General features: G+C 59.9%; 26 protein-coding genes. 12 read left to right on the forward strand and 14 right to left on the reverse strand.

The features are described 5' to 3' along the window. Window positions 1-100: 100 nt before the first annotated feature. The 4 genes from PY649_RS26765 to PY649_RS26780 all read right to left on the reverse strand — a co-directional run bounded on the left by PY649_RS26765 (window position 101) and on the right by PY649_RS26780 (window position 2,771). A complete protein-coding gene (locus tag PY649_RS26765; protein ID WP_285871895.1) occupies window positions 101-892 on the reverse strand; it encodes a sulfite exporter TauE/SafE family protein in 792 nt (263 codons plus the stop codon). Window positions 893-958: 66 nt separating this feature from the next. Continuing rightward, a complete protein-coding gene (locus PY649_RS26770; protein ID WP_285871896.1) occupies window positions 959-1,399 on the reverse strand; it encodes a YeeE/YedE family protein in 441 nt (146 codons plus the stop codon). Further along, entirely contained in the window at window positions 1,399-1,827 is a 429-nt protein-coding gene (locus PY649_RS26775) for a YeeE/YedE family protein (protein ID WP_285871897.1), read from the reverse strand. The genes PY649_RS26770 and PY649_RS26775 overlap by 1 nt, the downstream gene beginning before the upstream one ends. Before the next feature lie 5 nt (window positions 1,828-1,832). Next, complete coding sequence (locus PY649_RS26780) at window positions 1,833-2,771, reverse strand: MBL fold metallo-hydrolase (RefSeq protein ID WP_285871898.1); 939 nt, start codon at window positions 2,769-2,771, stop codon at window positions 1,833-1,835. A gap of 127 nt (window positions 2,772-2,898) precedes the next feature. On the opposite strand from PY649_RS26780, the gene PY649_RS26785 reads away from it, so the two are divergent. The 5 genes from PY649_RS26785 (at window position 2,899) to PY649_RS26805 (ending at window position 7,234) form a co-directional block, all read left to right on the forward strand. Continuing rightward, window positions 2,899-3,546 (forward strand): peroxiredoxin, encoded by a 648-nt coding sequence (locus tag PY649_RS26785; RefSeq protein ID WP_285871899.1) that lies wholly within the window; start codon window positions 2,899-2,901, stop codon window positions 3,544-3,546. Further along, window positions 3,543-3,950 (forward strand): ArsR/SmtB family transcription factor, encoded by a 408-nt coding sequence (locus PY649_RS26790; RefSeq protein ID WP_285871900.1) that lies wholly within the window; start codon window positions 3,543-3,545, stop codon window positions 3,948-3,950. Before PY649_RS26785 ends, PY649_RS26790 begins: the two co-directional genes overlap by 4 nt. Before the next feature lie 147 nt (window positions 3,951-4,097). Next, the gene (locus PY649_RS26795; protein ID WP_285871901.1) at window positions 4,098-5,138 is read left to right on the forward strand and encodes a patatin-like phospholipase family protein; all 1,041 of its coding nucleotides are present in this window, start codon (window positions 4,098-4,100) and stop codon (window positions 5,136-5,138) included. A gap of 3 nt (window positions 5,139-5,141) precedes the next feature. Beyond that, window positions 5,142-6,596: a GntP family permease gene (locus tag PY649_RS26800; protein WP_285871902.1), complete on the forward strand. Its 1,455-nt coding sequence runs from the start codon at window positions 5,142-5,144 to the stop codon at window positions 6,594-6,596. A gap of 125 nt (window positions 6,597-6,721) precedes the next feature. Continuing rightward, window positions 6,722-7,234 (forward strand): universal stress protein, encoded by a 513-nt coding sequence (locus PY649_RS26805; RefSeq protein ID WP_285871903.1) that lies wholly within the window; start codon window positions 6,722-6,724, stop codon window positions 7,232-7,234. Window positions 7,235-7,285: 51 nt separating this feature from the next. Here PY649_RS26805 and PY649_RS26810 read toward each other — a convergent pair whose 3' ends face one another. From PY649_RS26810 to PY649_RS26845, 8 genes are all read right to left on the reverse strand, one after another. After that, window positions 7,286-7,975, reverse strand: coding sequence for a GntR family transcriptional regulator (locus PY649_RS26810; protein WP_285871904.1), 690 nt, complete (start codon window positions 7,973-7,975; stop codon window positions 7,286-7,288). Window positions 7,976-8,068: 93 nt separating this feature from the next. Continuing rightward, on the reverse strand, window positions 8,069-9,013 hold the full coding sequence (locus tag PY649_RS26815; RefSeq protein ID WP_285871905.1) for an ABC transporter permease: 945 nt from the start codon (window positions 9,011-9,013) through the stop codon (window positions 8,069-8,071). Between the two features lie 3 nt (window positions 9,014-9,016). Next, window positions 9,017-9,931 carry an ABC transporter permease gene (locus PY649_RS26820; RefSeq protein ID WP_285871906.1) on the reverse strand — a complete coding sequence of 305 codons (915 nt, stop codon included), beginning with the start codon at window positions 9,929-9,931 and terminating at the stop codon, window positions 9,017-9,019. Window positions 9,932-9,984: 53 nt separating this feature from the next. Further along, a complete protein-coding gene (locus tag PY649_RS26825) occupies window positions 9,985-11,505 on the reverse strand; it encodes a sugar ABC transporter ATP-binding protein (protein ID WP_285871907.1) in 1,521 nt (506 codons plus the stop codon). A gap of 37 nt (window positions 11,506-11,542) precedes the next feature. After that, a complete protein-coding gene (locus tag PY649_RS26830) occupies window positions 11,543-12,520 on the reverse strand; it encodes a sugar ABC transporter substrate-binding protein (RefSeq protein WP_285871908.1) in 978 nt (325 codons plus the stop codon). 51 nt (window positions 12,521-12,571) lie between these two features. After that, window positions 12,572-13,282 carry a GntR family transcriptional regulator gene (locus PY649_RS26835; RefSeq protein ID WP_285871909.1) on the reverse strand — a complete coding sequence of 237 codons (711 nt, stop codon included), beginning with the start codon at window positions 13,280-13,282 and terminating at the stop codon, window positions 12,572-12,574. A 26-nt stretch (window positions 13,283-13,308) separates the two neighbouring features. Further along, window positions 13,309-14,205, reverse strand: coding sequence for an SMP-30/gluconolactonase/LRE family protein (locus PY649_RS26840; RefSeq protein WP_285871910.1), 897 nt, complete (start codon window positions 14,203-14,205; stop codon window positions 13,309-13,311). Then, window positions 14,195-15,832, reverse strand: a complete 1,638-nt coding sequence (locus tag PY649_RS26845; protein ID WP_285871911.1) for a bifunctional 3-(3-hydroxy-phenyl)propionate/3-hydroxycinnamic acid hydroxylase — start codon at window positions 15,830-15,832, stop codon at window positions 14,195-14,197. The genes PY649_RS26840 and PY649_RS26845 overlap by 11 nt, the downstream gene beginning before the upstream one ends. Before the next feature lie 140 nt (window positions 15,833-15,972). Here PY649_RS26845 and PY649_RS26850 point away from each other — a divergent pair, with 140 nt between their 5' ends. The 5 genes from PY649_RS26850 (at window position 15,973) to PY649_RS26870 (ending at window position 22,534) form a co-directional block, all read left to right on the forward strand. Then, window positions 15,973-16,851, forward strand: a complete 879-nt coding sequence (locus tag PY649_RS26850) for a fumarylacetoacetate hydrolase family protein (RefSeq protein WP_285871912.1) — start codon at window positions 15,973-15,975, stop codon at window positions 16,849-16,851. 32 nt (window positions 16,852-16,883) lie between these two features. Next, a complete protein-coding gene (locus PY649_RS26855) occupies window positions 16,884-17,849 on the forward strand; it encodes a VOC family protein (RefSeq protein WP_285871913.1) in 966 nt (321 codons plus the stop codon). Between the two features lie 51 nt (window positions 17,850-17,900). Further along, complete coding sequence (gene hisD / locus PY649_RS26860; RefSeq protein WP_285871914.1) at window positions 17,901-19,208, forward strand: histidinol dehydrogenase; 1,308 nt, start codon at window positions 17,901-17,903, stop codon at window positions 19,206-19,208. A gap of 57 nt (window positions 19,209-19,265) precedes the next feature. Continuing rightward, a complete protein-coding gene (locus PY649_RS26865; protein WP_285871915.1) occupies window positions 19,266-20,036 on the forward strand; it encodes an SDR family NAD(P)-dependent oxidoreductase in 771 nt (256 codons plus the stop codon). An 818-nt stretch (window positions 20,037-20,854) separates the two neighbouring features. Beyond that, window positions 20,855-22,534, forward strand: coding sequence for an FAD-dependent oxidoreductase (locus PY649_RS26870; RefSeq protein WP_285871916.1), 1,680 nt, complete (start codon window positions 20,855-20,857; stop codon window positions 22,532-22,534). Here PY649_RS26870 and PY649_RS26875 read toward each other — a convergent pair. Further along, entirely contained in the window at window positions 22,489-23,490 is a 1,002-nt protein-coding gene (locus PY649_RS26875) for a LysR family transcriptional regulator (protein WP_285871917.1), read from the reverse strand. The two genes, PY649_RS26870 and PY649_RS26875, sit on opposite strands and share 46 nt — an antisense overlap. A gap of 18 nt (window positions 23,491-23,508) precedes the next feature. Then, window positions 23,509-24,054: a 4-hydroxylaminobenzoate lyase gene (locus tag PY649_RS26880; protein WP_285871918.1), complete on the reverse strand. Its 546-nt coding sequence runs from the start codon at window positions 24,052-24,054 to the stop codon at window positions 23,509-23,511. Between the two features lie 173 nt (window positions 24,055-24,227). On the opposite strand from PY649_RS26880, the gene PY649_RS26885 reads away from it, so the two are divergent. Both PY649_RS26885 and PY649_RS26890 read left to right on the forward strand, forming a co-directional pair. Continuing rightward, window positions 24,228-25,223, forward strand: a complete 996-nt coding sequence (locus tag PY649_RS26885) for a LysR family transcriptional regulator (RefSeq protein WP_285871919.1) — start codon at window positions 24,228-24,230, stop codon at window positions 25,221-25,223. 175 nt (window positions 25,224-25,398) lie between these two features. After that, on the forward strand, window positions 25,399-25,638 hold a 240-nt coding region (locus PY649_RS26890; protein WP_285871921.1), incomplete at its 3' end, for a cysteine hydrolase family protein.

Consider the following 25,638-nt stretch of genomic DNA (forward strand, 5'->3'; position numbering starts at 1 on the left):
GATCTTTTAAGGCATGGAGCGTCTTCCCTCTTTGTCGGGACGCAAGCAGCGAGAGGGTATCGTCAAGTTAACGAACTTGGATCGTCGCCAGGGGCAATTATTAGGCGTAAAACATCTGTCCGCCGCTCCGATAGAGCATGTAGGCTGCGACAACGAGGATAAGAGTGGCAAAGAGACTATTCAGCACACCCTTGCGCGCGGCGAGATGTTTGGCCAGAAAGGCGCCGAGCAGTCCGCCCAAGATGCCGCCGCCGATGAAGATCGCGGCCAGGAGCCAGTCGACATATCCGGATATGGCGTAGTTCACAGCGGTGGTCAATCCGAAGGCCGTCACGGCAACGAGGGAAGAGCCGATTGCGTAGAGGATCGGCATGCCCGTGGAGGCGATTAGTCCAGGGACGATGAGAAAGCCGCCGCCTATCCCGAAGAATCCGGAGAACGCGCCCGTCAGGCCGCCGAAACCGGCGACCTTCCGTGCGTTCCCTCGCGAACATTGAGCAGCTGGGTCCCCTTGCGCTCCACGCTTGCGGAACATCAGAGCCCCGACGACGAGCATCAAAAGCGCGAACAGGATGAGCAGCTTCTGTCCGTCCACCATCTTGCCGATGCTCGATCCGAGGAAGGCACCAATAATGCCCGCGACGCTATAGACGCCGGCACAACGCCATTTGACATTGCCGAGCCTTGCATGACCGACAAGATTAGCCAAGGCATTGGCGGCAACGGCGACGGCGCTCGTTCCGATCGCCAGGTGGGCGCTTGGGACGCCGACGACATAGACCATTAGAGGCACGGCCAGGATCGATCCACCGCCACCGAACAGGCCGAGCGTGAAGCCGACCAGTCCGCCGGAGAAGGCCCCGAGACCATATTGCATCAGATCAAGGGTCATTGCCGCTGGCCCAGGTCGCCGTCAAGCGGCCCCCGTCTTGAGCGAATGTACATGGACTTCTCTTTTTCAGTGAGCCTGAAGCGGCGCGTCTCGCCGGGACGAGGCGACGTGGTAGGCGAGCATGCCCACGAGCATCGCCACAGCGAATAGGACCGTTTCCCAGCGGCCGGTAACGAGAGATGCGATCGCCGGACCGGGACACAGTCCGACCAGCCCCCATCCAAGACCGAACAGAGCAGCCCCAGAGACGAGCCTGCCATCGATCGTGCGGCTGGCCGGAACATGGAATTCGCTGTCGAAGGCTGGTCGAATGCGGCGGCGCCGGATGGCGTAGGCGATCGACGACGGGATCAAAGCGCCGCCCATGACAAAGGCAAGCGTCGGGTCCCAGGCGCCTGCGACGTCGAGGAAAGCCAGTACACGTCCGGGATTGACCATATCAGATACGACCAGTCCGACGCCGAAAAGGATTCCGCAGACGATCGAAACAAGAATGCGTTGGGTCATCACAGGCCTCCGATCATATGGCGCGTCAGGAAGACCGTGGCCGCCGCGACGACCATGAAGGTTATCGTCGCGACGATCGAACGTGGTGAAAGCCTTGCCAATCCGCAGACGCCGTGGCCGCTGGTGCAGCCGGAACCAAGCCGCGTGCCGAAGCCTACCAACAGACCGCCGATGACCAGAAGCAATGGCGAAGATGTGATCGCGAGCTCCGCGTGCCGGATATAGGCGAACGCCATCGCGCTGCCGCCGAGTATCCCGCCTAGAAATGCGACGCCAAGCGCGCTGATGCCGACGCCCGTCCATCCGAAGGCCGAGGCCGTCAATCCGGATATGCCGGCGATGCGGCCGTTGAGCAGCAGGTAGAGGGCGGCGGAAAGGCCGATCAGAAGGCCGCCTGACAGCGGCCAGATGAAGTTGAACTGAGACATATCTGTTACAACGCGTTGACTGGGATCTTCAGGTACTGGACACCATTGTCCTCAGCGGGAGGCAGCTTGCCCCCGCGCATATTGACCTGCACCGAGGGCAGTATCAGCTTCGGCATCGCCAGCGCGGCATCCCGATTGTTGCGCATTTCCACGAATTCGTCCTCAGTCACGCCTTGATGCACATGGATATTGCCGGTGCGTTCGGCATCCACGGTCGTCTCCCAGGCGTAATCGTCACGGCCCGGGGCCTTGTAATCATGGCACATGAACATGCGTGCCTCGCCCGGAAGTTGGGTCAGGCGCTTGATGGAGCGATAAAGCGTTCTCGCGTCGCCTCCCGGAAAGTCGCAGCGCGCCGTGCCATAATCCGGCATGAACAGCGTGTCGCCCGGGAAGACGGCGTCGCCGACGACATAGGCCAGGCAGGCGGGCGTATGGCCAGGTACATGAAGGACAGTCGCATCCAGATTGCCTATCTTAAACCGGTCGCCGTCCTGGAAGAGCTGGTCGAACTGGCTGCCATCCCTTTGAAACTCCGTACCGGCATTGAAGATCTTGCCAAAGACTTCCTGCACGCGAATGATCTCGCAGCCGATCGCAAGCTGGCCACCGAGCTCGGATTGCAGGAGCGGCGCTGCAGAAAGGTGGTCGGCATGGGCATGCGTCTCGAGCAGCCACTGTACTTCGAGATTTTCGGATTTTACGTAATCAATAAGGGCGCGAGCGGACAAATTCGTCGTGCGTCCGGACGCAGGATCGTAATCCAGAACGCTGTCAACGATGGCGCAGGCCTTGGAGCCGGGATCGCGGACGACATGGCTGACGGTGAAGGTCGCAGGGTCAAAGAACGACTGGATTACAGGGCGCTGCGCCCGATTTTCGAGTGCGTTGCGGACGATTTCCGAAGCATGTGAAAGATGCGTATCGGTGATGGAGTCGGACATGGGTTCCTCCTGTCGATATGCATAAAATACATATTTACAATAAATATGCAAGTGTGTATTTTTGATAGTCATGAAACTGAGCCTCTGCTATAGCCATTCAGCGGCTGTTCGACGGAAAGGATTGGCAATGGAGACAGTGAATTCGAATAGGGATGAAGTGCCACAAGCCCTGCGGATCAACGATAAAGCGCCGGGCTTTACCGCCCGCTCCACGGCCGGTGAGGTATCTCTGGCGACCTATCGGGGGCGTTGGCTTCTGTTTTTCTCGCATCCGGCCGACTTCACCTCTGTCTGCACCAGTGAACTCATCGCTTTTGCCCGAGCCCAGGAAAAATTCGCCAAGCTGAATTGCGACCTATTGGGACTATCGGTTGACAGCCTCTATTCACATGTCGCCTGGCTGCGAGATATCGAACGCAGCTTCGACGTAAAGGTGCGGTTCTCGGTCATCGAGGATTCTGCAATGGTCATCGCAAGGGCATATGGGATGCTCGACAGGTCCTCGGAAAACAGCGGTACGGTCCGCGCGACCTATGCTATCGATCCGGAGGGCATAATCCGCGCCATCGTCTGGTATCCGATGAATGTCGGCCGCTCGGTAGACGAACTTCTGCGCCTCGTCGAGGCCCTGCAGACGTCGGACCGGGAATGTGCGCTGACGCCGGAAGGCTGGCGGCCAGGTCAACCGCTGATCGAGCCTGCGGCATCCTCCATGGACGACGCCGAGCAGGTGGCCGAAGGCCAGACCTGGTACTATCGGGAGCGCCGCGCGTGAGCGATGTGGCGCTTTTTTCCGACGCGATGCAGGATAAGGCCGCGGAAGCTGCCGACTTCATGCGGCTGTTCGGCACGCCGAGCCGGTTGATGCTCCTCTGCCATATTGCCCAGAAGGAACGCTCGGTCGGCGAAATACAGGACGAACTGGGCTTCAAGCAGCCCGCACTCTCCCAGCAACTGGCCGAACTCCGTCAAGCCGGCGTCGTCCGGACACGGCGCGAATCCCGGCAGATCTACTATTCGATTGCCGATGACCGCGTCGCCGTCGTCATGGAGATGCTGATGGAGATGTTTTGCGGAACCGTTCCGGCTACTCCCGCGGAAGCTCCTGCCGGCCGCGGCGCCGGGGCCGTTTCACTAGGCGAGATGGCGCGCTGGGCGCGGCTCGACAAAACCGATTGAAACTTCAATCCGGAATTGGGCGACGTAACCCGTGAACATGACACATAGCAAATCGCAAAAGCGATGTCTTATGAAAGCAGATGATGACTAGCGCATAAATCTGCGATAGTGTTTGTGCGCTGCACAATCTAAACATGGGCAAGGCCGATGCCGGCAACTGCGAAGGCAATGCAACGGGAGCCACTTCGCGTCGACCTAGCCCTTCAGGGCGGTGGCGCGCATGGTGCTTTTTCCTGGGGTGTCCTCGATCGTCTTTTGGAGGAGCCATGGCTGCTGATCGAGGGGATTTCGGGCACCTCGGCCGGAGCCATGAACGCGGTGGTCATGGCGCACGGCTATACCGCCAACGGCGCCGAAGGCGCTCGCGAGGCGCTGGAGGCATTCTGGCGCACAGTATCCGAGGCGGCGCGCTTCAGTCCCTTTCGACGCGGTCCCCTCGATTTCCTGCTCGGTCGCTGGACGCTCGACCACTCGCCGGTTTTCGTGGCGATGGACATGATGGCGCGTGTATTCTCGCCCTACGATCTCAATCCTGCCGCCTCCAATCCGCTGCGCGCCATATTGGCGGAAACCGTCGATTTCGAGCGGCTTGCGGCCAGTCCAATCAAGCTGTTCGTAACGGCAACGAATGTCCGCACCGGCCGGGGCCGCATTTTCCGCAACGGCGAGCTGACCCCGGACGTGCTACTTGCTTCGGCATGCCTGCCGACCCTGTTTCAAGCCGTCGAGATCGATGGCGAAGCCTATTGGGATGGCGGCTATGCTGGCAATCCAACGATCACGCCGCTGGCCCGCGAATGCACATCGCAGGACACCATCCTCGTGCAGATCAATCCGGTTGAAAGGCCGGGCACACCTCGGTCCGCGCGTGAGATCCTCAATCGCCTCAACGAAGTCTCTTTCAACGCAGTCCTTCTGAAGGAACTGAAGATGATCGCTCTGCTCCGGAAGGTCGCGCAGCTGGATGACGAAGAGGGCGCGCGCTGGGCATCGATGCGCATCCACCGGGTCGCGAGCGAGCTCATGACCGACCTCGGCTACTCGTCAAAACTCAATGCGGAATGGGAGTTTCTGACCATGCTGCATAAGGAGGGGCGCAGGTCCGCCGATGCATTCCTAAGCGCTCATGGTGGCGATCTCGGCAGCCGCTCGTCGCTTGATCTCGATATCTTGCTGGAAGGGGTCTGAAAGGTGGGGCTTCTCGGCATCCTGATTGGGCTCGGGCTGCTGGTCTGGCTCGCCTTCCGCGGCTGGAGCGTGCTGTTGCTGGCGCCGCTCGGCGCTCTCGTCGCCGCGCTCTTTGCCAGCGAACCAGTGCTGGCACACTGGACGCTGACCTTCATGAACAGCGCCGCGCATTTCTTTGCTCAGTTCTTTCCACTGTTCCTGCTCGGCGCACTCTTCGGCAAATTGATGGAGGACAGCGGTTCAATAACCGCCATCGCCGATTTCATGATGCGGCGGCTCGGAAAGAACCACGCAATCCTTGCCGTCGTCATCGCCGGTGCGCTGATCACCTATGGCGGTGTCAGCCTCTTTGTTGCCTTCTTCGTCCTCGCGCCGATGGCGCAGGAGCTGTTCCGGTCGGCCGGCATTCCGCGGCGGCTAATGCCCGCGACGATCGTGCTTGGAACATCTACTTTCACCATGTCGGCATTTCCGGGAACGCCGTCGATACAGAACGCCATCCCGATGCCCTTCTTCGGTACGACGCCGTTTGCCGCGCCGGGACTCGGCATAATCGCTTCCGCGATCATGCTTTGCTTCGGCCTATGGTGGCTTCGTCGCATCGAGGCGGCTGCGCGCAAATCCGGCGAAGAGTTTGGAGAGGGCTCGCCCGCGACATCAGACGATCTCGCTTCCGACGAGCAAATGCGCGAACGCGCCTCGGTCGGCAGGGAATTCGACCCCGCCGAAATCGCGCGTGGCAAGCGTGCCCAAGCGACACCACCCATCCTGGTCGCGGTGTTGCCGCTCGCCGTGGTTATCCTCGTCAATCTCAGCATGTCGCTGCTAATCCTGCCATCGCTTGATCTGGGGTTTCTTTCGGAAGCTCGGTGGGGCGGGATCTCCCGCTCCGCGGTAAGTGGTGTGTGGGCCGTCGTCACGGCGCTGGCAGTCGCGGTCGCGACTGTCGTTGCGTTGAATTTTCGCCGGTTGCCGACATTGCGCGCGACGATGGATGCAGGTGCCAACGCGTCCGTCCTGCCGGCGATCTCCGTCGCCAGCCTGGTCGGCTTTGGAGCGGTCGTCGCGGCGATGCCGGCCTTCGAGATCGTGCGCGACTGGGTGCTCGGCATCGGCGGAGGACCGCTCGTCTCGATTGCGGTGGCCACCAACATCCTGGCGGCGCTGACTGGCTCAGCCTCAGGCGGTCTGACCATCGCTCTCGATGCGCTTGGCGGTACCTATCTGGCGCGCGCGCACGAAACAGGTCTCGACCCGGCACTGTTGCACCGTGTCGCGGTCATCGGGTCAGGCACACTGGATAGCCTGCCGCACAACGGAGCAGTCGTTACGTTGCTTGCCGTTTGCGGCTCGACCCACGGAGAAAGCTACCGCAATATCGTCGTCGTCGGAATTATCGGAGCAATCCTGGCACTGATCGCAGTGATCGTTTTGGGAACCTTTCTCGGGTCATTCTGAATTCCTCGGAAAGGGAAATATCGATCAGCGTTGATCCGCCTCAATGCGGTCTGCACGGGAAGGCGTCACTCTAGCGAATCTGCACGGCTATTTTCCGCATTGAAACCGGCTCGGGAGGAGACGACATGTACAAGAAGATCCTAATTGCCACAGATGGGTCCGACCATGCACATAAGGCGGCCGAGATTGGTGCCGTTCTTGCAGCGGCATACGAGGCCGAGGTCCACTTGGTGCACGTGTTGCTTTCCGGTGAGGTCGACGACAATCTGCGACGCATGGTAGAAACAGAGCATCTTGATGACTTATACTCCAAGGCGTCGGCCGGACTCGTACCCGGCCTTCCGGTCACATTTTCGTCAAGGGATTCTGCAGGCAACTTTCGCATCTTGCAGGCGCTCGGCACTGAAATTCTCAACAGGGCGAGCACCGACGTCAAGACGCGCGGCGTAAAGCAAGTTTCGACACATCTCATGGAGGGCGATGCGGCCGAACAGATCGCCAGAGTGATCGAGGAGGTGCATCCCGACCTCGTCGTCTGTGGAGCAAGGGGCCTTTCAAGCCTGTCGCAACTGGTGCTCGGCAGCGTATCCACCAAGGTTGCCCAGCTTAGCACCGTCACCTGCGTGACTGTCCGCTAGTGTGCAACAAGCGCGACGATCTACCTTCGCCGATACGTCAATCCGAGGACTTCAGGTCGCGATAGCAGCGTTGTTCGAGAGTGAATCGACGAGAATTTCCGTCGTTAGGCGGAGGTGCTTGTCCATCAATGTCACAGCCAGATTTGCATCGCGAGCGATGACGGCGTCGAAAATCGCCTTGTGCTCCGCCGCTACGTCACGGTCTATCGTGCGCATGGGAACAGAAAGACGGCGATACCGCTCTGTCTGTGCATAGAGCACGGCCCGGATTTTCATGAGTGACGGGCTGTTGCATGCTGCGACGATCGCCTCGTGGAACTGCTGATGGGCGGCGGCCCAGCGTTCGCTGAGGATTCGCTTGTCATTGGCCGTTTCCGTTTCGGGCAAGCGCTGCAGACGATGGAATGCGGCGACGAGCCCCGTTTCCCATTCGATATCGCCATTCTTTATCGATGCCCGGATGCAAAGGTCTTCGATCTTGATGCGCGTTTCCGTGAGATCCAACAGGTCCTCGATCGATACGTCCGGCACGCTGAAGCCCTTCTGGGCGGTGGCAACCGCCATGTCTTCGGCCGCAAGCCGCGACAAGGCCTCGCGCACAGCGCCCAGGCTAACCTCCAGCTCGCGGGCAACCTCGTTGATACGAATCTTCGCACCCGGCCGAAGCCGGCAACTCAGTATGTCGGTCTTCAGTCGTTCGTAAACGCTATCCGCCTGGGTGAGCGCCGGCCGCATCGTCATTGAGCCCCTCGCATCTGGTTCAGAATCTATTTCCTATGCAGATATAGGTTTTCTGAGCAGAATGCCATCTGGCTGTGACGATGGCGCCCCGCATTATTGTGCGAAAAGACGATGAAACCGCGGGGCAGCTGTGATGGCAACGGCGAAGAGAACCGCGGAAAGAATGACCTGCTGGGCGGTCGGCGAGACCCCGAGCGCATTCAATCCGGCATTGAGCAGGCAGAGGATCAAGGTGCCGAAGGCAATTCCCATCGGGCTGCCCCGACCGCCGGCGAGAGACACGCCGCCGATGATCGCGGCGGATATCGCGGGCACCAGGACATCGGTCAGGCCGGAAGGAGATGCCACCGAAAGGCCGTAGGTGAGCAGCACGCCGCTTGCCGCGGCAAATCCGCCGGAGATGGTGAAGATCGCGATGACCATTCGTCCTGTCCGCACGCCGGCCGTTTTGGCCGCGGCTCGGTCGGATCCGGTCGCAATGAGATCAGCCCCGAGGCGGGTCCAGCGGAAAATCACGGCGGCGATGGCGACACAGGCAATGGCGACCAAGCTACGCCAGGAAAATATCACGAAGATCGGCTCGTTGATGGCGGCAGATAGGTCCGGCCGGCCAAGCGATACGGTCAGATTGCCGGTCACGATGTAGGCAAGCCCCGCCGCCGTCATCAGTACACCGAGGGAAACGGAGATGGAACTGAGGCCGAGCGCAGTGATAGCCAGCCCCTGCGCCAGTCCGATAGCGAGCCCGGCGGCAATGCCGATAATGGCTCCCATCACCGGGTCACCGGTCCCGATGATGACGGCGATGCAGCCTGCGAGGCTCATCACGCTGCCAACCGACAGATCAAATTCGCGGGCAATCATCGTCAGGCCCAGCCCCAGGGCCACCGGGGCTATGGTTGCGAAATATTGCAGGATGCTGAACAGGACGAATTGCGGTGAGGCCGCGCCTTGCCATGCAAGCGCAAACGCCAAGGCGCAGGCCACCACGACGAAAATGCCCCACGCCCGTCTTTCTTCGCTCAAAAGGTTGCGCATCGCTCAGTTCCTCCGTCCCAAACCCTGGAGAATGACGACGGCCAGCACCGCAAGGCCGACCGTCAACCGCTGGAATTCCATGCTGAAGCCCTGCAGAAGCACCAGTGCGTTTATGACTACGATTGCCGCCATGCCGAGAAAGCTCTGGACCATGGAGCCGCGTCCGCCGCCAATTGCCGTGCCGCCGATAAGCACGGCGGCAATGGCCGTATATTCGAAGCCACGTGCCGTCTGCATGTCCGCCGAACCGAAGCGCGCGGCAATCAGGATGCCGCCGATCCCGGACAACACGCCCGCCAGAGCATATGCGATGACGGTCACGCGGCTAACATGGATACCCGCCGCCTCGGCTGCCCGCGCATTGCTGCCGACCAGCATGAGTTCATGACCGAAGCGGGTGAACGTGACGATCAGTTGCGCCAGCACGGTCAAGGCGGCGAAAACGAGAAAGGACACCGGAATGCCGCCGAGACGCCCCTTGAGGAACTGATAATCGAGGTTTGGCGCGTCCATCTTCGGGCCGACGATAATCTGCGTCAGCCCGATCAGCAGCGCATAGGCAGCGAGCGAAACGATGATGGGATTGGCGCGCAACGCCCCGATGATGCTTCCCTGAAGGGCTGTGATAACCGTCCCGGCCAGCACGGCGGCAAGAGCTGCTGCGAGGAAGCCGTGGCCGAGCATAGCCATGAACACGATGCCGGCAACGGACGCCGTCGCGCCGAGGCTGAACGACATAATGTTGCCTCCGATCGTCACGAAGGTCATGGCGAGCGCCACGCAGCCTACGAGCGACATGGCATTGGCAAGGGCCGTCAGGCTGGGTCGGGACAGGAATCCTGGCGTGGACAGCGCCAGCCCGATCAGAAGCACGAGTGCGACAAGCTTTGCGATGGTGGCAAGCGACGGCATCGTCATGCGTCTTCCCCCGGTCCGCTTTGCGGGTAATTGTGAAACTTCGCTGATCATGTTCATGCTGCCTCCCGCGCATTGGTGATCTCGGACAGGATGACGGTTTCGGCAATCTCGCCGCGCTCGTGCAGGCCGACGATCCGGCCTCGAAACATGGTGATGACCCGGTCGACAAGACCGACGACCTCCTCAAGGTCGGTCGAGGCCAGCAGGACAGCATTGCCCTCGTCACAAAGGCGCCGAAGCGTCTGGTAGATTTCCGCGCGCGCGCCCATGTCGACGCCGCGGGTCGGTTCGTTCATCAGGATCACGCCGTGAGCCCGGCGATCGGAACACCGGCCGATGGCGAGTTTCTGCTGATTGCCGCCACTCAGCCGTCCGGCCGCCAGATGCAGACGCGACGGGTCGAAGCCGACCTGTTGAGCAAGCAGGGTTGCGATGCGGCCGAGCCGCGCAGGAGGCAGCAGCCCCCCGTTGGACAGTTCGGGAAACCGCGTCGCCACCAGATTCGTGCGGGCAGGCATGTCGAGGAAGACGCCTTCGGTGGCGCGGTCCTCTGAGACGAAGCGCACGCCGGATTTCAGCACAGTGGATGGCGCACCCAGGGGCAACTTGCGGCCACCGATCGCAACATCGCCGCGGGCGTTATGAACGAGTCCGGCAAGCGCGCGGATACTCTCCGTGGCGCCTGATCCGATCTGTCCCACGATGCCGACGATCTCGCCGGCGCGCAGTTGCAAGCTGAAATCTTCGATTGCGCCAGGCACCTGCAGATTCGAGACCTCCAGCATCACAGCACCTGGCGGCCGTGTGGAGGACGGATAGACATCGGTCAACTCGCGGCCGATCATCAATTCCAGCAGCCGATTGCGCGGCATGTCGGCGACCGGTTGCGTGGTAATGACGCGCCCGTTGCGCATCACGGTCACAGAATCGCAGAGTTCGTAGACCTCGCCCATGCGATGGGTAATGTATATCACCGAGCAGTCCCTTGCCTTGAGCCGGTGGACCGCGTCGAAGACCTTGGCGATTTCACGTTCGGAAAGGGTTGCCGTCGGTTCGTCGAGAATAAGTACGGAGGCGTTGCGCGCGAGACCGCGGGCAATTTCCAGCAATTGCCGCTCGGCAAGCGCAAGTCGGCCAGCCTTGATGTCGAGGCTGGTCGATTCCAGTCCGACGGCGTCCAGCGCTTCCCTTGCCAGCGCGGCACTTCGCGCGGTTCGCCTGGCAAATGGAGCATCGGCATGGCCGAGCCACAGATTGTCATGAACCGAAAGATCGGGCGCGAGGCTGAGCTCCTGCGCGACGAGCGCCAGTCCCACTCGCTGCGCATCGACGGGATTGCGGAACGTGCGCTGCTTTCCATCGATTTCGAGCTTGCCTTCGCTGGGTGTCAGCACACCCGTCAATATCTTGACGAGCGTGCTCTTCCCCGCACCATTTCCGCCGCAGAGCGCGCGAACCTCACCCTTATGCAGATCGAGCGATACCCCGTCGATCGCGGCGATGCTTCCAAAGCGCTTGGTGAGGCGCCGTACCGAAAGGCGTGCGGCATCGGCCGAACCCTGCTGGTTCGTCATGGTGTCCTCCTGTCGATTGGATCCGGTGGTGCCGGGGTCAGAAGCTGCAGGACGTGGCGTACTGGTCCAGATTTTTACTGGAGACGATCTCCAGCGGCGTCGTGACGCTCAGCTTGGGAATGTCTTTGCCGGAAAAGTAGTCCGTGATCAGCTCGGCGGCCTTCGGGCCGTCATAGGAGGGAAGCGGGCCGCTTAGCGTGGCATATAGCTTGCCTGCCTGTATGTTGCGGATGCCCGATTCCTGGCAGCCGCCACCGATGACGAGAAGCTGGCCGGGAGCATTGCCGAGATCGAGGCCGGCACTATCAGCCGCCTTGATGATGGCATTTGCCATCGCATCGTTCATGCCGTAGACGGCATCAAGACCGCCTTGCGCGGCATATTTGGTGAACATCTGGCCGGCGATCTGCTCAGTGACGGGTGGGATCCATTGAGCGTCCTCGACCTGAACCAGCGTGATCCATGGCTCTTTCGCGAGCCTCGCCTTAAAGCCTTCCAGGCGCTTCGGCGCGATGCCTTCGGCCAGCGACCCCGTGATGGCTGCGACCTTCGCCGTCGTCCGGCCGCCGGCTTTCAATCCGGCAATCATGGCTTCGGCCGCCAACTCACCCGATTTCACATCGTCGAGCGCCATGGTGCCGACGGACAACCCATCTCCCTTCTCGACCTGCGAAATGACGAGAAAGACGGGAATTCCGGCTGCTTTGGCGCGTTGCAGGCCGGGGGTGACGGCACCGGAACTCAGCGGCTGCAGCACGATCATGTCCGGTTTCTGGCCGATGGCGTCGTCGAGCTGCTGGGCCTGAAGGGCGGGATCGAAGGGGCTGGTCAATTGCGTCACCACCATTCCCGCTGCCTTTGCCCTGTCGTCAAAGTCATGCGAAAAGGCACTGATCAGACGATCCTCGGTTGGCCCGGTCAGCAGGGTCAGCTTCTTTCCAGCCGCCTCGGCATGGGCCAGGGATGCGACGCTGGACACGAGCATTGCAGTATAGAATATCGTTCTGGCGATCATGATGTTCTCCTCCATTTGATCCGATGGCCGGCTCCCTCCGGCGATTTCAATTCAACCGCGCGCCGCCTCCTGCCTCGCGGGAGCGGTCGTCATCAGCAAGGGCGACCGCAGCAGGATTTCTGTCGTCCGCAGCAGATGCGAACGCATAAGCGCGCAGGCGCTGTCCGCGTCGCGGGCAAGCGCAGCCTCACACAGCTGGCGATGCTCGCCCGCTACGTCTCGGTCCATTGTCCGCAACGGGACGGAAAGGCGCCGGTATCGTTCCGCCTGAACATAAAGCGCGCTGCGGAACCTGTTCATCCACACGCCGCGCGCGCCTGAAACCAGCGCTGCGTGAAAGGCCTGATGGGCTTCGGACCACGCCGCACTCAGTCGCGTGCCACCCTCATCCTCGAATTCCGGCAGCCGCAGCAGGCGATGCAGCGCCGCGACCAGCGCGGCCTCCCACTCCACAGTGCCTCCGGCAATCGAGGCGCGAAGGCAAATCTGCTCCAGCGCAATCCGGGTCTCGGTCAAGTCGCTCAATTCCTCGCCGGAAAGCGAGGCGACCCGGTATCCACGCTGTGCCGTCGCAATCACGATCTCTTCCGCAGCCAGGCGCGACAGGGCTTCTCTCACGGCGCCCTGACTGACCGACATGCGGGGAGCGATAAGGTTCATTTGAATTCGCTCTCCCGGAGCGAGTGCTCCGCTCAGGATGGCCGACCGGAGTTCGCTGTGAACCTGGTCGGCCTGGGTTGCGAATTCGATATGCTTGCTCATGAATATGTTCTACTTGATAAAACATATCATGTAAAGAAAAATATATTTTTTGGCGAAAGACATATTTTCTCGCAGGGATATCCGACGCCTGGCGAGCGAGGCGTGGTGATATGGATCTCGCCGTCCAGTATCGGCTTCTGCGGATCGCTACGATCCGCCCTACAAACACACAGGAAAAGCGTTTTGCGATCTTGGCCACCACCGATACAGGCGATGGCATTCATGCCGGGGAAAGCGATCGCTTCAACTTCCGAGCCGTCCGGAGCGATGCGCGCGAATTCGCCGAGAAAGAGAAAGGGCACCCAGAGACAACCTTCGGCGTCCAGCGATAGACCATCAGGCTCGCCGCGCAGTTGCGCATGGATGCGCCTGTTCGTCAGGTTGCCATCGGCGTCGATATCGAAAGCGGAAATCCGCTTGCCGAACGTTTCCGCCACATAGAGCGTCGCTCCATCCGCGCTGACGACAAGGCCGTTCGGGAAGAAGATGCCGGTGGCGGCCTGTTTCAATCCTTTTTGCGGATGATAGGCCCACAAGCAGCCGCTTTTCTCCGGCGTGTCCAAGCCGAAGCGAAAACCCGTATCGCCGAACCAGGCCCAACCATTTGGATGGACGACGAGGTCGTTCAGGTAAGATTTTTCGGCCGCCGGAAGCGACGTCTTGATTTCCATGGCGCCGGTTACGGGATCGACGCCGAAAAGCTGACGGCCGATGCCCGTTGCCAGCAGCAGCTTCCCGTCGGCGGTAAAATCCATCCCGGCGGGACGCCCGTCCACCTTGCACAGCGTTTCCACACGGCCATCGGAAAACAACTTGGCGATACGGAAGTTGTGTACATCGGAAATATAGAGCACGTGATCTCGCCAGCGTGGCGATTCCGGCCAGGCAAGGCCCTCGGCAATCTGTCGGGTTTCAATAGGCATTGACGTGACCCTTGCCTCTTGCTTCGGCCCGCGGCAGGTGGCGGACGTCGGTGGTCAGATGCAGCTGATTCAGGAGATCATCGACGAGGGCGCCGAGACCGGCGAGTGTCTCGCCTGCGCCAAAGACATAGAAATCCGGGCGCTGTATCAAAACCTCGATATGATTGTCGCGGAAATAGGCGCCATAAGCGTCGTCCACATCCCGCACATCGGCGCCCGGCGCCGTGCCGACATGGACGAACCAAACCCCGATTGCCTCAAGGCTCTCGATCTGGCTCTGCGTCAGGACGGATGCCGGATTGGCCACTGTACTGATCATGACGAAGCGGGTGCTCGGGAAGAAATCGTCAAAGAGCGCGACTTGACCGTTATGTTCGACCGGAGCCTGCAGGCTAAGCGTGCCGCTGATGTAGGTTGGCGAGCCCGTTTCGGGTGAAGCCAGAATGCCTTCGACAAGTTTCGGAAAATCCGGCATCGGCGGCATCCAGCCGGAGCGGAACCTTTCGTCGCGAAGGCGCGCTTCTTCCTGATCAAGCGTGCAGGGGACTTTGCCGGCCTCGAGCGAAATGAGGGTCCAGTCGCGCGTATGGGGCGAACGTTCCCGCTCGTAGGTATCGAGAAGAGAAGGTTCGGAAACGCCCCGGATGATCAGGTCGAGCTTCCAGGCGAGGTTCTTTGCGTCCCTCAGGCCGGAGCACATGCCCTGGCCCATGAAGGGCGGTGTTGTATGGGCAGCGTCGCCCGCGAGGAAGATCCGTCCCTTGCTCCATTGCCGAGCATGGCGCGCCTCGAAGGTGTAGACGAGCTGGCGGATGATTTCGACGTCTTCCGGGAACACGTTCTGTTCGGCCAGCAGCTGCCAAGCCATTTCCGGATTTTCGAGGTCAGCGCTTGTTTCGCCCGGCAGCAACGCCCATTCCCATCGGCGGTGGCGTTTGCCGAGCGGCAATACCGTGACAGGGCGCTGCGGATCGCAGATTTGGCCACAATCGAAGTCGAGCGAGAAGTCGCGCTTCTTGCGGGCGTCGACCACGAGCCATTTTTCATTGAAGCCGAAATCGTCGCGCTCAATCCCGAGCATGCGACGGATACCGCTGTTTGCACCGTCGGCAGCTACGATGTAGCGGGCGTTGATGGTCTGAATCTCGTCGGTAGCAACCGGGCGCGTTTGACCGGGGACCATTTGGGTGCGTGCGAGCCGTAGGGTTACGCCATCAGAATGCTCGGTCAGAGACTGAGCCTCCCAGCCGAGCAGTTGGTCCACCGTTTCGGCCACTGAAAGCTTTTCGCCAAGGGCCGTTTCGAAAACCGGCTGGAACTGCATGTAGTCCGAATTGTAGCCGGAGATGCCCTTTGCGCCCCAGTCGAATTCGAGCAGCAATTTGCGCTCAGCATTGACCCAGACATATTCGGTCGTGGGGTAGCTGTCCGACAGCATGGCTTCCGCCACGCCAAGGGACTGGAAAAGGCGGACGATCTCGTGGTCGACATGACCCGCACGAGGCAAGGCATAGAGATCGCGGTGCTTTTCGATGATGACCGCCTTCAGCTTCAGCTGCGCTGCCAGCGCGGCCATTGCGAGGCCGACCGGGCCTCGCCCGACGATGGCAAGATCGTAGTCTTTCATGGTTGCTCCTCCTGTGCCCGCACCTCCGGCGGGCGACATGTCTTAATGGATAACACAGGGGCGTCGGAAAGAAAATATATTTTTATTTGACAAATATTTTCTTCTAGTCGATATCTATCGCATCACATGGAGGATGCATCATGCGTTTTGTACGTTTTTCGCTGAATGGCGATGAGGGGCTAGCCGTTGAAGACAATGGCGCGCTGCGAGGGCTTCTTGTTTCCGATTCGGATTTTCCCGGAACGCTGGATGCGCTTTTGGCCGCGGGTGGAGCCGGGTTGCAGGCAGCCGGGGAGGCTTTGCGGCATGGGAAGCTGATTTCGCAGGAGGCGATCCGGCATTTGCCCCCGATTTCCCGCGCCTCGAAAATTCTCTGCGTCGGCCTGAATTATCGAGACCATTCGGCCGAGTCAGGTTATGCCCAGCCAAAATATCCCACGGTGTTTGCCCGTTTCGCTTCCAGCCTGATCGGCCATCGCGACGAGATCGTCCGGCCGGTGGCTTCCGATACGCTCGATTTCGAAGGGGAGCTGGTGGCGGTCATCGGGGAGGGCGGATCGAAGATTTCCGAGCAGGACGGGCTTCGCCATGTCGTCGGATATTCGATCTTTAATGATGGCTCGATCCGCGAATACCAGCATGCCACTCCGCAATGGACGATCGGCAAGAACTTCGATTCCACCGGTGCCTTCGGTCCCGTCTTCGTGACAGCGGATGAGTTGCCACCTGGCTGTGCGGGTCTCACACTCGAAACGCGGCTGAACGGGCAGGTGGTGCAGCGCGCCAATATCGATGACATGGTTTTCGGAGTCGCCTCGCTTGTGTCGATCCTCAGCCAGACGATGACGCTCGAGCCCGGAGACGTGATCGTTACCGGCACCCCCGCCGGCGTGGGCGCCGGCCGCAAGCCGCCGCTTTACATGAAACATGGCGATATATGCGAAGTTGAAATTGAAAGGATCGGCCTGTTGGTCAATTCTATCCGCGACGAAGTTGCTGCCGGCAGAGCGGCCGCCTGATCTAGCCGAAACGATGAAGAGGAGGAGCTTCGATGACGGCGATAATGGGCTATATAGGTGCGAGCCGGAGGCCGGGCGTGCTCGGCATCCATTCCATGGATGGCTTCAACATCCAGGTTCCCGATCTCCAGGTCGCCAGTGACTTTTACTCCGCCTTCGGTCTGGACGTTCGGGAAGAGGGCAATGCGTTAGGCCTTTATACTCACGGTCATTCCCATCGCTGGGGAAGCCTGACGGAAGGACCGCATAAGCGTCTCAGCTTTTTGTCCTTTGGCGTGTTCGAAGATGATTTCTACATGTTCCGCAAGCATGTCGAAGACAGCGGCGTGGCTCTGATTGATCCGCCCAAAGGATTTCAATCAAACGGCATCTGGTTCCGCGATCATGACGGCAACATTGTCGAGATCCGTGTGGCGGAAAAGACATCTCCGAGCGAGAAGTCCGACTTCCCCAATGCTTCGGTTCCGGCCAATCAGGCGGGTGCGCCCTTACGCTCGCGAGCGCCGGTCGTGCAGCCCCGCAGGTTTGCCCATATCCTGATCTTCACGCGCGACGTCGACAGGGCGGTGGCTTTCTATTGCAAGGTCCTGGGTCTTCGTCTTTCCGATCGATCGGGGGATGGCATAGCCTTCCTTCATGGCGTCCATGGCAGTGACCATCATCTTGTCGCTTTTGCCAAATCCGATGCGCCCGGCATGCATCATCTCAGCTGGGATGTTGGTTCGATCAATGAGATCGGGCTTGGCGCCATGCACATGGCCGACAAGGGTTTCGCTAGGGGATGGGGGCTCGGCCGCCACGTCCTCGGATCGAACTACTTCCATTACGTGCGCGATCCATGGGGTAGCTACGCGGAATATTCCGCCGACATTGATTTCGTCTCTGCCGACTATGATTGGCCGGCGGCCGACCATGCGCCGGAGGATGCGTTCTACATCTGGGGGCCGACGCCACCGGAAGACTTCGCCGTCAACTACGAAAGCGACCGGCTGCGATAGCACCCGATCCTGCCTTTAAATCTGTCATCTGATCAATCCACGGAGGCTATCATGGTGGAATTCCTTAAGCGCGGCCGCTCGGCCGAATTGCGCGCCGAAGACCAGGCAAAAGTGCGCGCGACGGTCGAGACCATTCTCGCCGACATCGAAAAGCGCGGCGACGAGGCTGTGCGCGAATTGTCCGTACGCTTCGACAATTGGGACAGGAAGGATTTCCGTCTGACCGACGCCGAAATCCGCGCCTGCATGTCCGAGCTTTCGGCTCGCGACATCGAGGATATCAAGTTCGCCCAGGCCCAGGTTCGTAATTTCGCTGAAAAGCAGCGGGCCTCCATGGTCGACATCGAGGTGGAGACCCTGCCCGGCGTCGTCCTCGGCCACCGCAATATTCCGGTCAATTCCGTCGGCTGCTACGTTCCCGGCGGGAAATATCCGCTGCTGGCGTCCGCCCATATGTCTGTCCTCACCGCCAAGGTCGCTGGTGTCCAGCGTGTCGCCACCTGCGCCCCGCCCTATCAGGGCAAGCCGGCTCCCGCCATTGTCGCAGCGCAGCACCTCGCGGGCGCCGATGAGATTTATTGTCTCGGCGGCGTGCAGGCCATTGGTGCCATGGCGCTCGGAACCCAGTCCATCGCCCCCGTCAACATGTTGGTCGGCCCTGGCAATGCTTTCGTCGCCGAGGCCAAGCGCCAGCTCTATGGCCGCGTTGGGATCGACCTCTTTGCGGGTCCGACCGAGACGCTTGTCATTGCCGACGAAAGCGTGGACGGCGAATTGTGTGCCACGGACCTGCTTGGCCAGGCCGAACACGGGCCGAATTCGCCGGCCATCCTGCTGACCAATTCCCGTAAGCTCGCGGAGGAGACGATGTCGGAAGTCTATCGTCTCCTGTCGATCCTACCGACAGCGTCGGTTGCGGCGAAGGCGTGGGAGGACTACGGAGAGGTCATCATTTGCGACAGTTATGAGGAGATGGTGCGCGAGGCCGATCGCGTAGCATCCGAACATGTTCAGGTGATGACCCGCGATCCCGACTACTTCCTTCAGAACATGACCAATTACGGCGCGCTTTTCCTTGGGTCTCGCACCAATGTCGCCTATGGCGACAAGGTCATAGGCACCAACCACACGCTGCCGACACTCGGCGCCGCGCGCTACACCGGCGGGCTCTGGGTCGGAAAGTTCCTGAAGACCTGCACCTTCCAGCGTGTCACGACCGACCAGGCCTCGGCGATGATTGGCGAGTATTGCTCGAGGCTCTGCATGCTCGAAGGCTTCGCGGGCCATGCCGAGCAGGCCAATATCCGCGTTCGCCGCTACGGCGGCCGCAACATTCCCTACGCCACGGCGGCGGAATGAGACCTGCGGGCGCCGCAAGGCGTCCGCTTCCATCGACTTAACCGACAGGACAAGACCATGACGATACAATTGCCTGTGACACCCTCGCTCAGGCTTGACGGTCGCCGCGCGCTCGTGACGGGCGCGGGTGGCGGCCTTGGGCTGGCTGCAGCGACCGCGCTGGCATCCGCCGGCGCGGCGGTGACGCTCTGCGATCTCAATGCCGATGCCGTCGGCGCAGCGGCAGGCGCCATGCGCGATGCCGGCCATGCGGTCGAAACCCTGGTCGTCGACGTGACTGACCTGCCGGCCGTACGCGCGGCGATTTCCACCGGGCCCGAATACCATGTGTTCGTGAACAATGCGGGCACCAATCGGCCAGGGCCGTTCGTCGAAGCAACGCCGGAGAATTTTGACCTGATGATGAACCTGAATGTGCGCGCGGCATTCTTTGCGGCGCAAGCCGTGGCCCAGCGCATGATCGCCGCCGGGACCGCCGGATCCATCATCAATATGTCATCGCAAATGGGCCATGTCGGCAGTGCCGGTCGTTCGCTTTATTGCGCGACCAAATGGGCGATAGAGGGCTTCAGCCGCTGCATGGCCCTGGAGCTTGCGTCGCATAAAATTCGCGTCAATACGCTTTGCCCGACGTTCATCGAGACGCCCATGACAAAGCCGTTTTTCGAAAATGAGGCGTTCAGGGCAGATGTGCTGTCGCGTATCAAACTCGGCCGTCTCGGAAGGGTGGAGGATCTCATGGCGCCGATCGTCTTCCTGGCAAGCGACGCTTCCGCTCTGATGACAGGCTCCGCCCTTATGCTCGACGGGGGATGGACGGCAGATTGAAGGGAAAAAGGCCCGAGCGAGGGGCGGCGGCGGGGCATTCAGCGTCAATGTCTACGGGCGCTTCCGCTCGATGAGATCATTTCAGTCCTGGGATCCGGAGCTTTTCGGCGAAGTTCTCGACACTATTCGAGAGCTTGCCCGCGAAGGAATGACAATGATCCTGGCGACATACGAAATGCAATGTGCGCGAGAAGTATCCAGCTTGGTTGTATTCTTGGAACAGATGCGCCTTCTGGAACATGGTCCCCTGGAGCAAATTTTCGACGCCCCCGCAGGAGCGTACACGTGTCTTCCTCAAGCAATTCATTGAGGCAGGGCGGATATCGCCAGCACACCGTCTAATGCAAGTCTCAATGTAATGCAGAAGCGATCCTCACTTTGCTGACGATGCGCAATCTTCGTGACTGAATATTACGGAAAGTCTTTGGCGACAGCCATGTTTGCGACATAAAAACTGTGGAATTGTTCGTGGGTTCAGGAGGATCGCGCGCGAAAACGCAGCCAAAACCTTGATCGCCATGTTGAGAGCATCAAATTGAGCAGGATGTTTTCTTTCATGGCAGTGTCCATCTTCGGTTGCATCGACGATCCCTTTTGCTTCGGCTGGATGATGAACGGGATGGTAGAGTGTGCGAGCTGTGACTAATCCTTTTGCTAGAGGTAACGGGCTAATTTCATTCTACTTTAAGTGAAATTGTTCTGCGAATGGTGAGGCACTAGCTTGCCGGGGCAAGACTAATCCGCAATGCCGTCCAGGGCACGGACGGGTGATTGCGGCTACTGCCGGAAGGACATTAGCGCGAAAACAGGGGGCGAAGATGTTTGCGGGTCCAGAGGTGTTTCACCAGGGTTTTGACGTGTGTGTCGTGGGCGCAGGTCCGGTCGGTATAGCCGCTGCATTGGAATTGAGCAGGCGCGGCATGCGGACCCTCCTTATCGAAGCCGGGCCGAAACAATCGAAAAGACCTCAGCAAAATGAAACAGGGTTCGACATAGGAGACGATATCCATCACGCTGCGGACCAAGTTACTTCGGCCACCGGACTTGGCGGGACGTCCGAACGATGGGGTGGGCAATGCGTTGAGCTGGATGATATCGACTTCGAAGTAAGAGACTATGTCGCACACTCCGGCTGGCCCATTGCTCACGAAGAGATTTCGCCTTTCTACCAGCGGGCTCGGGCTCTTTTGAGCAGCAATGTCAGCGGCGAGCGATCGGAGCCGGAACCGGATGCTGATTTTCCGATATCCCGGGAAAGCTGGACGCGAATACGCAACACAGCGAGAGCCAACAGGGCTGAACTCGCTTCTTCGAAGAACCTCTTCGTCGTCCTGGACGCGAGGGTCAAAGCTCTGGCATTCGACTCGGTGGAAGAGCGGCTGCATTCCATATCGATTAACTGCCGGGGCGGTTCGTACAAGGTGTGCGCCGACCGCTATGTGCTGGCCTGTGGCGGCAGGGGCAACACCCGGCTGCTGCTGAACCTCCAGGTCGCGTTTCCGCAATTGTTCGGCGGAAGCGATGGGCCGCTCGGGCGCTTCTACATGGGACACCTCGCTGGGCAGATCGCGCAGATCGAGTTCACCACCAAGGAGCATGCCGAACGGTATCTCTTCAAGCGAACATCCATCGGAACCTTCGTGTGCAATCGGTTTCAGCCTGGCCCTAAGCTGCAACGGGCACGCGAACTGCCGAATATCGCATTTTGGCCGACGAACCGGAGGGCCGCTTTCGGTGAGGCCGACGCGGCGCTCTCGCTGCTATATCTCTGGAACAGTAAAAAAGCCGTCGTCCACAAGGCAACATGGCGCGACGCCGACCGGTCCCGTTACTATAATGTGTTGCGTAACGTACTGCGCAATCCGTTTGACGCGAGCTATTCCGCGCTGGAGCTGCTTCGCCAAAAATACGCCGTGGCCGAACCATATCTCGTGCTGCGCATGCCAGACATGAGATACGGCCTTCGCTACCACGGGGAGCAAATTCCAAGCAGCTCAAACCGCGCCTTTCTCAAGCACGAGCAAGATGCGGACGGCCAGTTCAAGCTCGATGTCTCATTCCGATATTTGCCACAGGACATCAGCGGCACGCTCCAGGCGCATCTCACCCTCGATCGCTGGCTCAAGGAGCGCAAAATAGGCAAGCTGATATTCGACACGGCACCCGAACGTCTTGAAGAGCATATCGATTCGCAAGCCAAGGACGGCTACCACCAGATCGGGCTGACCAAGATGGGCGTGGACCGCAAGAACGCCGTCGTCAATCAGGACTGTCGCGTCATCGATGTCGCTAACCTCTACGTCGCCGGCAGCTGCGTTTTCCCGACGTCAGGACAGGCTAACCCAACGCTTCCCGCCGTCGCCTTCGCCGTCAGGCTCGCCGAACATCTCGTCACCGAGATCCGCCGTCAAAGCACGCCGGCCGCTTTGTCGGTGACCAGCCGCTCGGAGCCTCAAATGGCCGCGGTGATACGATCCGCCTTGGATGGCGCTGCTTGAGCAGCGGTGGAGTTGACGTCGGCCGGCCACTGGGCGTCATCGTGCAAAATTCCTTCAATCGATGCACGTCGCTTGGCCAATTGCGAAGCACAGAAGGTCATGAAGGCGCTTATGCGTTGCAGCCTACGAAGGTCGGGATGGGTCAGTAGCCAAAGGCCCGATGAGATCGATGCTTCCACAGGGCCAACGCGAGTTAGGCGCGGCTGAGTGTCGCCCGATATGCACGGCAAATATCCGAGGCCAATGTTTGCCGCAATTGCTGCCGCAGCAGCTTCGATAGAGTCGACACGGCAAACGACCTTGTCCGGGGCCACCCGGGTTTCGATGAGCTTGCTGGCGGTTAGACTTGATAGTTCGGAGCCATAGGCAACCCAAGTCTGCTCATAGAGCCGCTCGGGCGCCAGACAGGAATTATGCCAATTTTCCTTGCAGCCATACGGCGCCCAGCCGATCGTCGCGATCCTTTTGCCGAAAAGGTTCTCAGGCGGGGTATCCGTGGCTCTCAAGGCGATATCGGCTTCCCCGCGCGCCAGGTTGAGCGAGGTATTGCCTATTAGAAGCTCAAGGGTGATCGCCGGGTAAAGCTTCCGAAAGTCGGCAATGACGGGCGTGAGCAAGTGAATGCTGAAGGAATCGTTACTGGCGATTTTCAGGTGGCCTGCGTATTCCCGGGCCTCGCCGGAAATACGATGGGCCACGCTCACGATATCGAGTTCGACGCGTTCCGCCAGCGCAATAACTTCCGCTCCCGATGCCGTGGCGCGATAGCCGGTTCGGCGCCGCTCAAACAGGCGAGTTCCTAAATCAGATTCCACCTGTGTCAGGCGCCTGGACATCGTCGACGTGTTCAGGCCGAGCGCAGCCGCCGCGGCCGCGAGATTTCCCGCCTCGCTGATTGCCCTGACGATGCGGAAGTCATCCCACGAGAGCCCATTGAGATCATCGCTCCTGATCACGGCCGGCCCACCACTTTTTCACGGTGTCGTCGTGGGGACGAAATCGTAGGAGATACGCCCCGCCGGCAAGTAAAAAAGGGCGATCAGCGCACCGCCTTTGACCTCGGGGTAGTGCTTGCTGCCCGGATCGGGTGCGGTCCACCCGGGACCCTGCCAACCTTGCAACCCTCGCAATTCGGCGCTCTCATCGAGGGGGACGACGAGGTTCAGTTCGCCATAGGGATGGCCGTGATATTGTCCGCGTAGCACATCGTCGTCTTCTTCATCCGGAAAAGGACACGGCGCCTTGCTGTTCATGTAAACGGCGGTAATGCTGAAATGAAATGTCTCGGCCGATGGCTCCGCAATGCGGCTGCGCCGATAATCTGCGCCGGAAATCTCCTCATTGGCCGCCCATCCGTCCTCAACGCCCAGCCGGATCAGCCGTGCAAGATCCTGATATAGTTGCGTGTCGGGGCCATAGGTCAGGTTGAGCCAGCGCTCCAGCTCTGCGCCAGGCGTCATGTCTTTCACGACCTTTAGAAAATCTATGCTGCGACGGATAAGTTCGTCTCGATGGCTCATGAGGGTCACTCCAAACCGGTAAGCCGAATGAAATCGGCTGGCTATTTCCAACGAGAATACTGCTAGTCGCGGCCGCTGGAAGTGAAACCTCCTCAAACAAACTATGAATGAAGTTCATTCTATGCGAAGATATTGCATGTCGATCACAACAAGGTGAGGCGTGATCCAATAAGATGAGCGACGAATTCAGACGCTTCGACCTCAACCTGCTGCGTGTTTTCAATACGCTGATCGAAGAGGAGAGCGTGCTGCGGGCAAGCCAAAAGCTGAACCTGACCCAATCGGCGGTGAGCCACGCCCTTGCACGACTTCGGGAGATGCTTGGCGATGAGATTTTCGTGCGCATCGGATCGCGCATGCAGCCGACCGAGCGGGCGCTCGAACTCGCCCCCATCGTGCGTAACGCGCTCCATTCCCTTGAGGTGGCGATCGAGGCGCGCACCTTCGATCCGGCTACCGCCCAGCGCACATTCACGATTGCCGCCAATGACCTGACCACAATCTTGCTCATGCCCCGCATCCTGCAAACGCTGCGGGCGGAGGCACCGCTCATTGACCTCATCATCCGACCCGTGACACGCATCGATCTGGCCGAGCAGATCGACCTTGGAAAAATTGACATCGCGATTGGGACCTTTGCGACGACTCCAAGCCGTTTTCGTTCAACTCCGCTATTTTCCTATGATGATGTACTGATCACCGGAATGGGTGTCCGTCAGCCGGTAAATCTGGAAACACTGCAGCAGATGACGCTTTGTGTTGTTTCGTTCGGAGCCGACGAACAAGGTGCCGATGGATATCTGCTCGAGCGCGGCCTGGCGCGTCGTTCGGATATGTATGATAGGAACGCCCTCGAAAAAGCCTATAGCTCGCGCGGGGCGCTGCCGAGGGTAGGGGTCGTTCTCCCCCATTTTCTTGCGCTCCCGGCGCTGCTCGCCGTCGAGGGGTGTGCGGCCGTCGTACCGCGCCAGTTGGGGCGGGCGCTGGAGGCAAGCAAGCAGGCACAAATGCAGGAATTGCCGTTTCCGACGGCAGTTCTCGAAGTCAGTTCCCTTTGGCATGTACGTCAGAATAGGGACCCGGCTCATGCCTGGCTGCGTCGGATCATCGTCGAATCGAGCGCGACCTTGCGCGACACTGGCTGGGAAAACCTGGCAACCTTCAGGTAATAGCCGGCACGTGTGTTGCGATCCGGCGAACCTAAGGCTGCAAAGATGCGGGATCAGTCCACTGTCCGGCTCCTGCGGACACAGAGTCAGCCATTCGATCACTACTTAGGATGCGGGCTGTTCCTTAGGCTTGTCGCGCTTCCACTAGGAAGCGTTCAGCACGAAAGGAAAAGAAATGGCGACTAATTTCCTCCAACATTTCTCACCCGATGACGCAGCTCTCGTTCTCATTGATTTTCAGCCGCAGATGTTCATGGGCGTTGAGAGCCATGACCGACTAAAAATCAAAAACAATCTGCAGATCATCGCCAAGGCTGCCAAGCTGTTCAAGCTTCCCACGGTGCTGACGACCGTCACCGCCAACACCTTTGCCGGTCAATTCGTGCCCGAGGTCGCCAAGGATGTATTTCCGGGG

This window comes from Rhizobium mayense (assembly GCF_030272705.1).
GTDB lineage: Bacteria > Pseudomonadota > Alphaproteobacteria > Rhizobiales > Rhizobiaceae > Rhizobium > Rhizobium mayense.

Excerpts from the sequence above, each read along its gene's own strand:
- PY649_RS26855 (WP_285871913.1), top strand. The coding sequence starts at position 16,884 with ATGACGGCGATAATGGGCTATATAGGTGCGAGCCGGAGGCCGGGCGTG.
- PY649_RS26810 (WP_285871904.1), bottom strand. The coding sequence starts at position 7,975 with ATGACGATGCGGCCGGCGCTCACCCAGGCGGATAGCGTTTACGAACGA.
- PY649_RS26770 (WP_285871896.1), bottom strand. The coding sequence starts at position 1,399 with ATGACCCAACGCATTCTTGTTTCGATCGTCTGCGGAATCCTTTTCGGC.
- PY649_RS26780 (WP_285871898.1), bottom strand. The coding sequence starts at position 2,771 with ATGTCCGACTCCATCACCGATACGCATCTTTCACATGCTTCGGAAATC.
- PY649_RS26830 (WP_285871908.1), bottom strand. The coding sequence starts at position 12,520 with ATGATCGCCAGAACGATATTCTATACTGCAATGCTCGTGTCCAGCGTC.
- PY649_RS26845 (WP_285871911.1), bottom strand. The coding sequence starts at position 15,832 with ATGAAAGACTACGATCTTGCCATCGTCGGGCGAGGCCCGGTCGGCCTC.
- PY649_RS26765 (WP_285871895.1), bottom strand. The coding sequence starts at position 892 with ATGACCCTTGATCTGATGCAATATGGTCTCGGGGCCTTCTCCGGCGGA.
- PY649_RS26870 (WP_285871916.1), top strand. The coding sequence starts at position 20,855 with ATGTTTGCGGGTCCAGAGGTGTTTCACCAGGGTTTTGACGTGTGTGTC.
- hisD (WP_285871914.1), top strand. The coding sequence starts at position 17,901 with ATGGTGGAATTCCTTAAGCGCGGCCGCTCGGCCGAATTGCGCGCCGAA.
- PY649_RS26805 (WP_285871903.1), top strand. The coding sequence starts at position 6,722 with ATGTACAAGAAGATCCTAATTGCCACAGATGGGTCCGACCATGCACAT.
- PY649_RS26820 (WP_285871906.1), bottom strand. The coding sequence starts at position 9,931 with ATGACGATGCCGTCGCTTGCCACCATCGCAAAGCTTGTCGCACTCGTG.
- PY649_RS26815 (WP_285871905.1), bottom strand. The coding sequence starts at position 9,013 with ATGCGCAACCTTTTGAGCGAAGAAAGACGGGCGTGGGGCATTTTCGTC.
- PY649_RS26840 (WP_285871910.1), bottom strand. The coding sequence starts at position 14,205 with ATGCCTATTGAAACCCGACAGATTGCCGAGGGCCTTGCCTGGCCGGAA.
- PY649_RS26880 (WP_285871918.1), bottom strand. The coding sequence starts at position 24,054 with ATGAGCCATCGAGACGAACTTATCCGTCGCAGCATAGATTTTCTAAAG.
- PY649_RS26775 (WP_285871897.1), bottom strand. The coding sequence starts at position 1,827 with ATGTCTCAGTTCAACTTCATCTGGCCGCTGTCAGGCGGCCTTCTGATC.
- PY649_RS26865 (WP_285871915.1), top strand. The coding sequence starts at position 19,266 with ATGACGATACAATTGCCTGTGACACCCTCGCTCAGGCTTGACGGTCGC.
- PY649_RS26885 (WP_285871919.1), top strand. The coding sequence starts at position 24,228 with ATGAGCGACGAATTCAGACGCTTCGACCTCAACCTGCTGCGTGTTTTC.
- PY649_RS26835 (WP_285871909.1), bottom strand. The coding sequence starts at position 13,282 with ATGAGCAAGCATATCGAATTCGCAACCCAGGCCGACCAGGTTCACAGC.
- PY649_RS26825 (WP_285871907.1), bottom strand. The coding sequence starts at position 11,505 with ATGACGAACCAGCAGGGTTCGGCCGATGCCGCACGCCTTTCGGTACGG.
- PY649_RS26850 (WP_285871912.1), top strand. The coding sequence starts at position 15,973 with ATGCGTTTTGTACGTTTTTCGCTGAATGGCGATGAGGGGCTAGCCGTT.
- PY649_RS26795 (WP_285871901.1), top strand. The coding sequence starts at position 4,098 with ATGCCGGCAACTGCGAAGGCAATGCAACGGGAGCCACTTCGCGTCGAC.
- PY649_RS26785 (WP_285871899.1), top strand. The coding sequence starts at position 2,899 with ATGGAGACAGTGAATTCGAATAGGGATGAAGTGCCACAAGCCCTGCGG.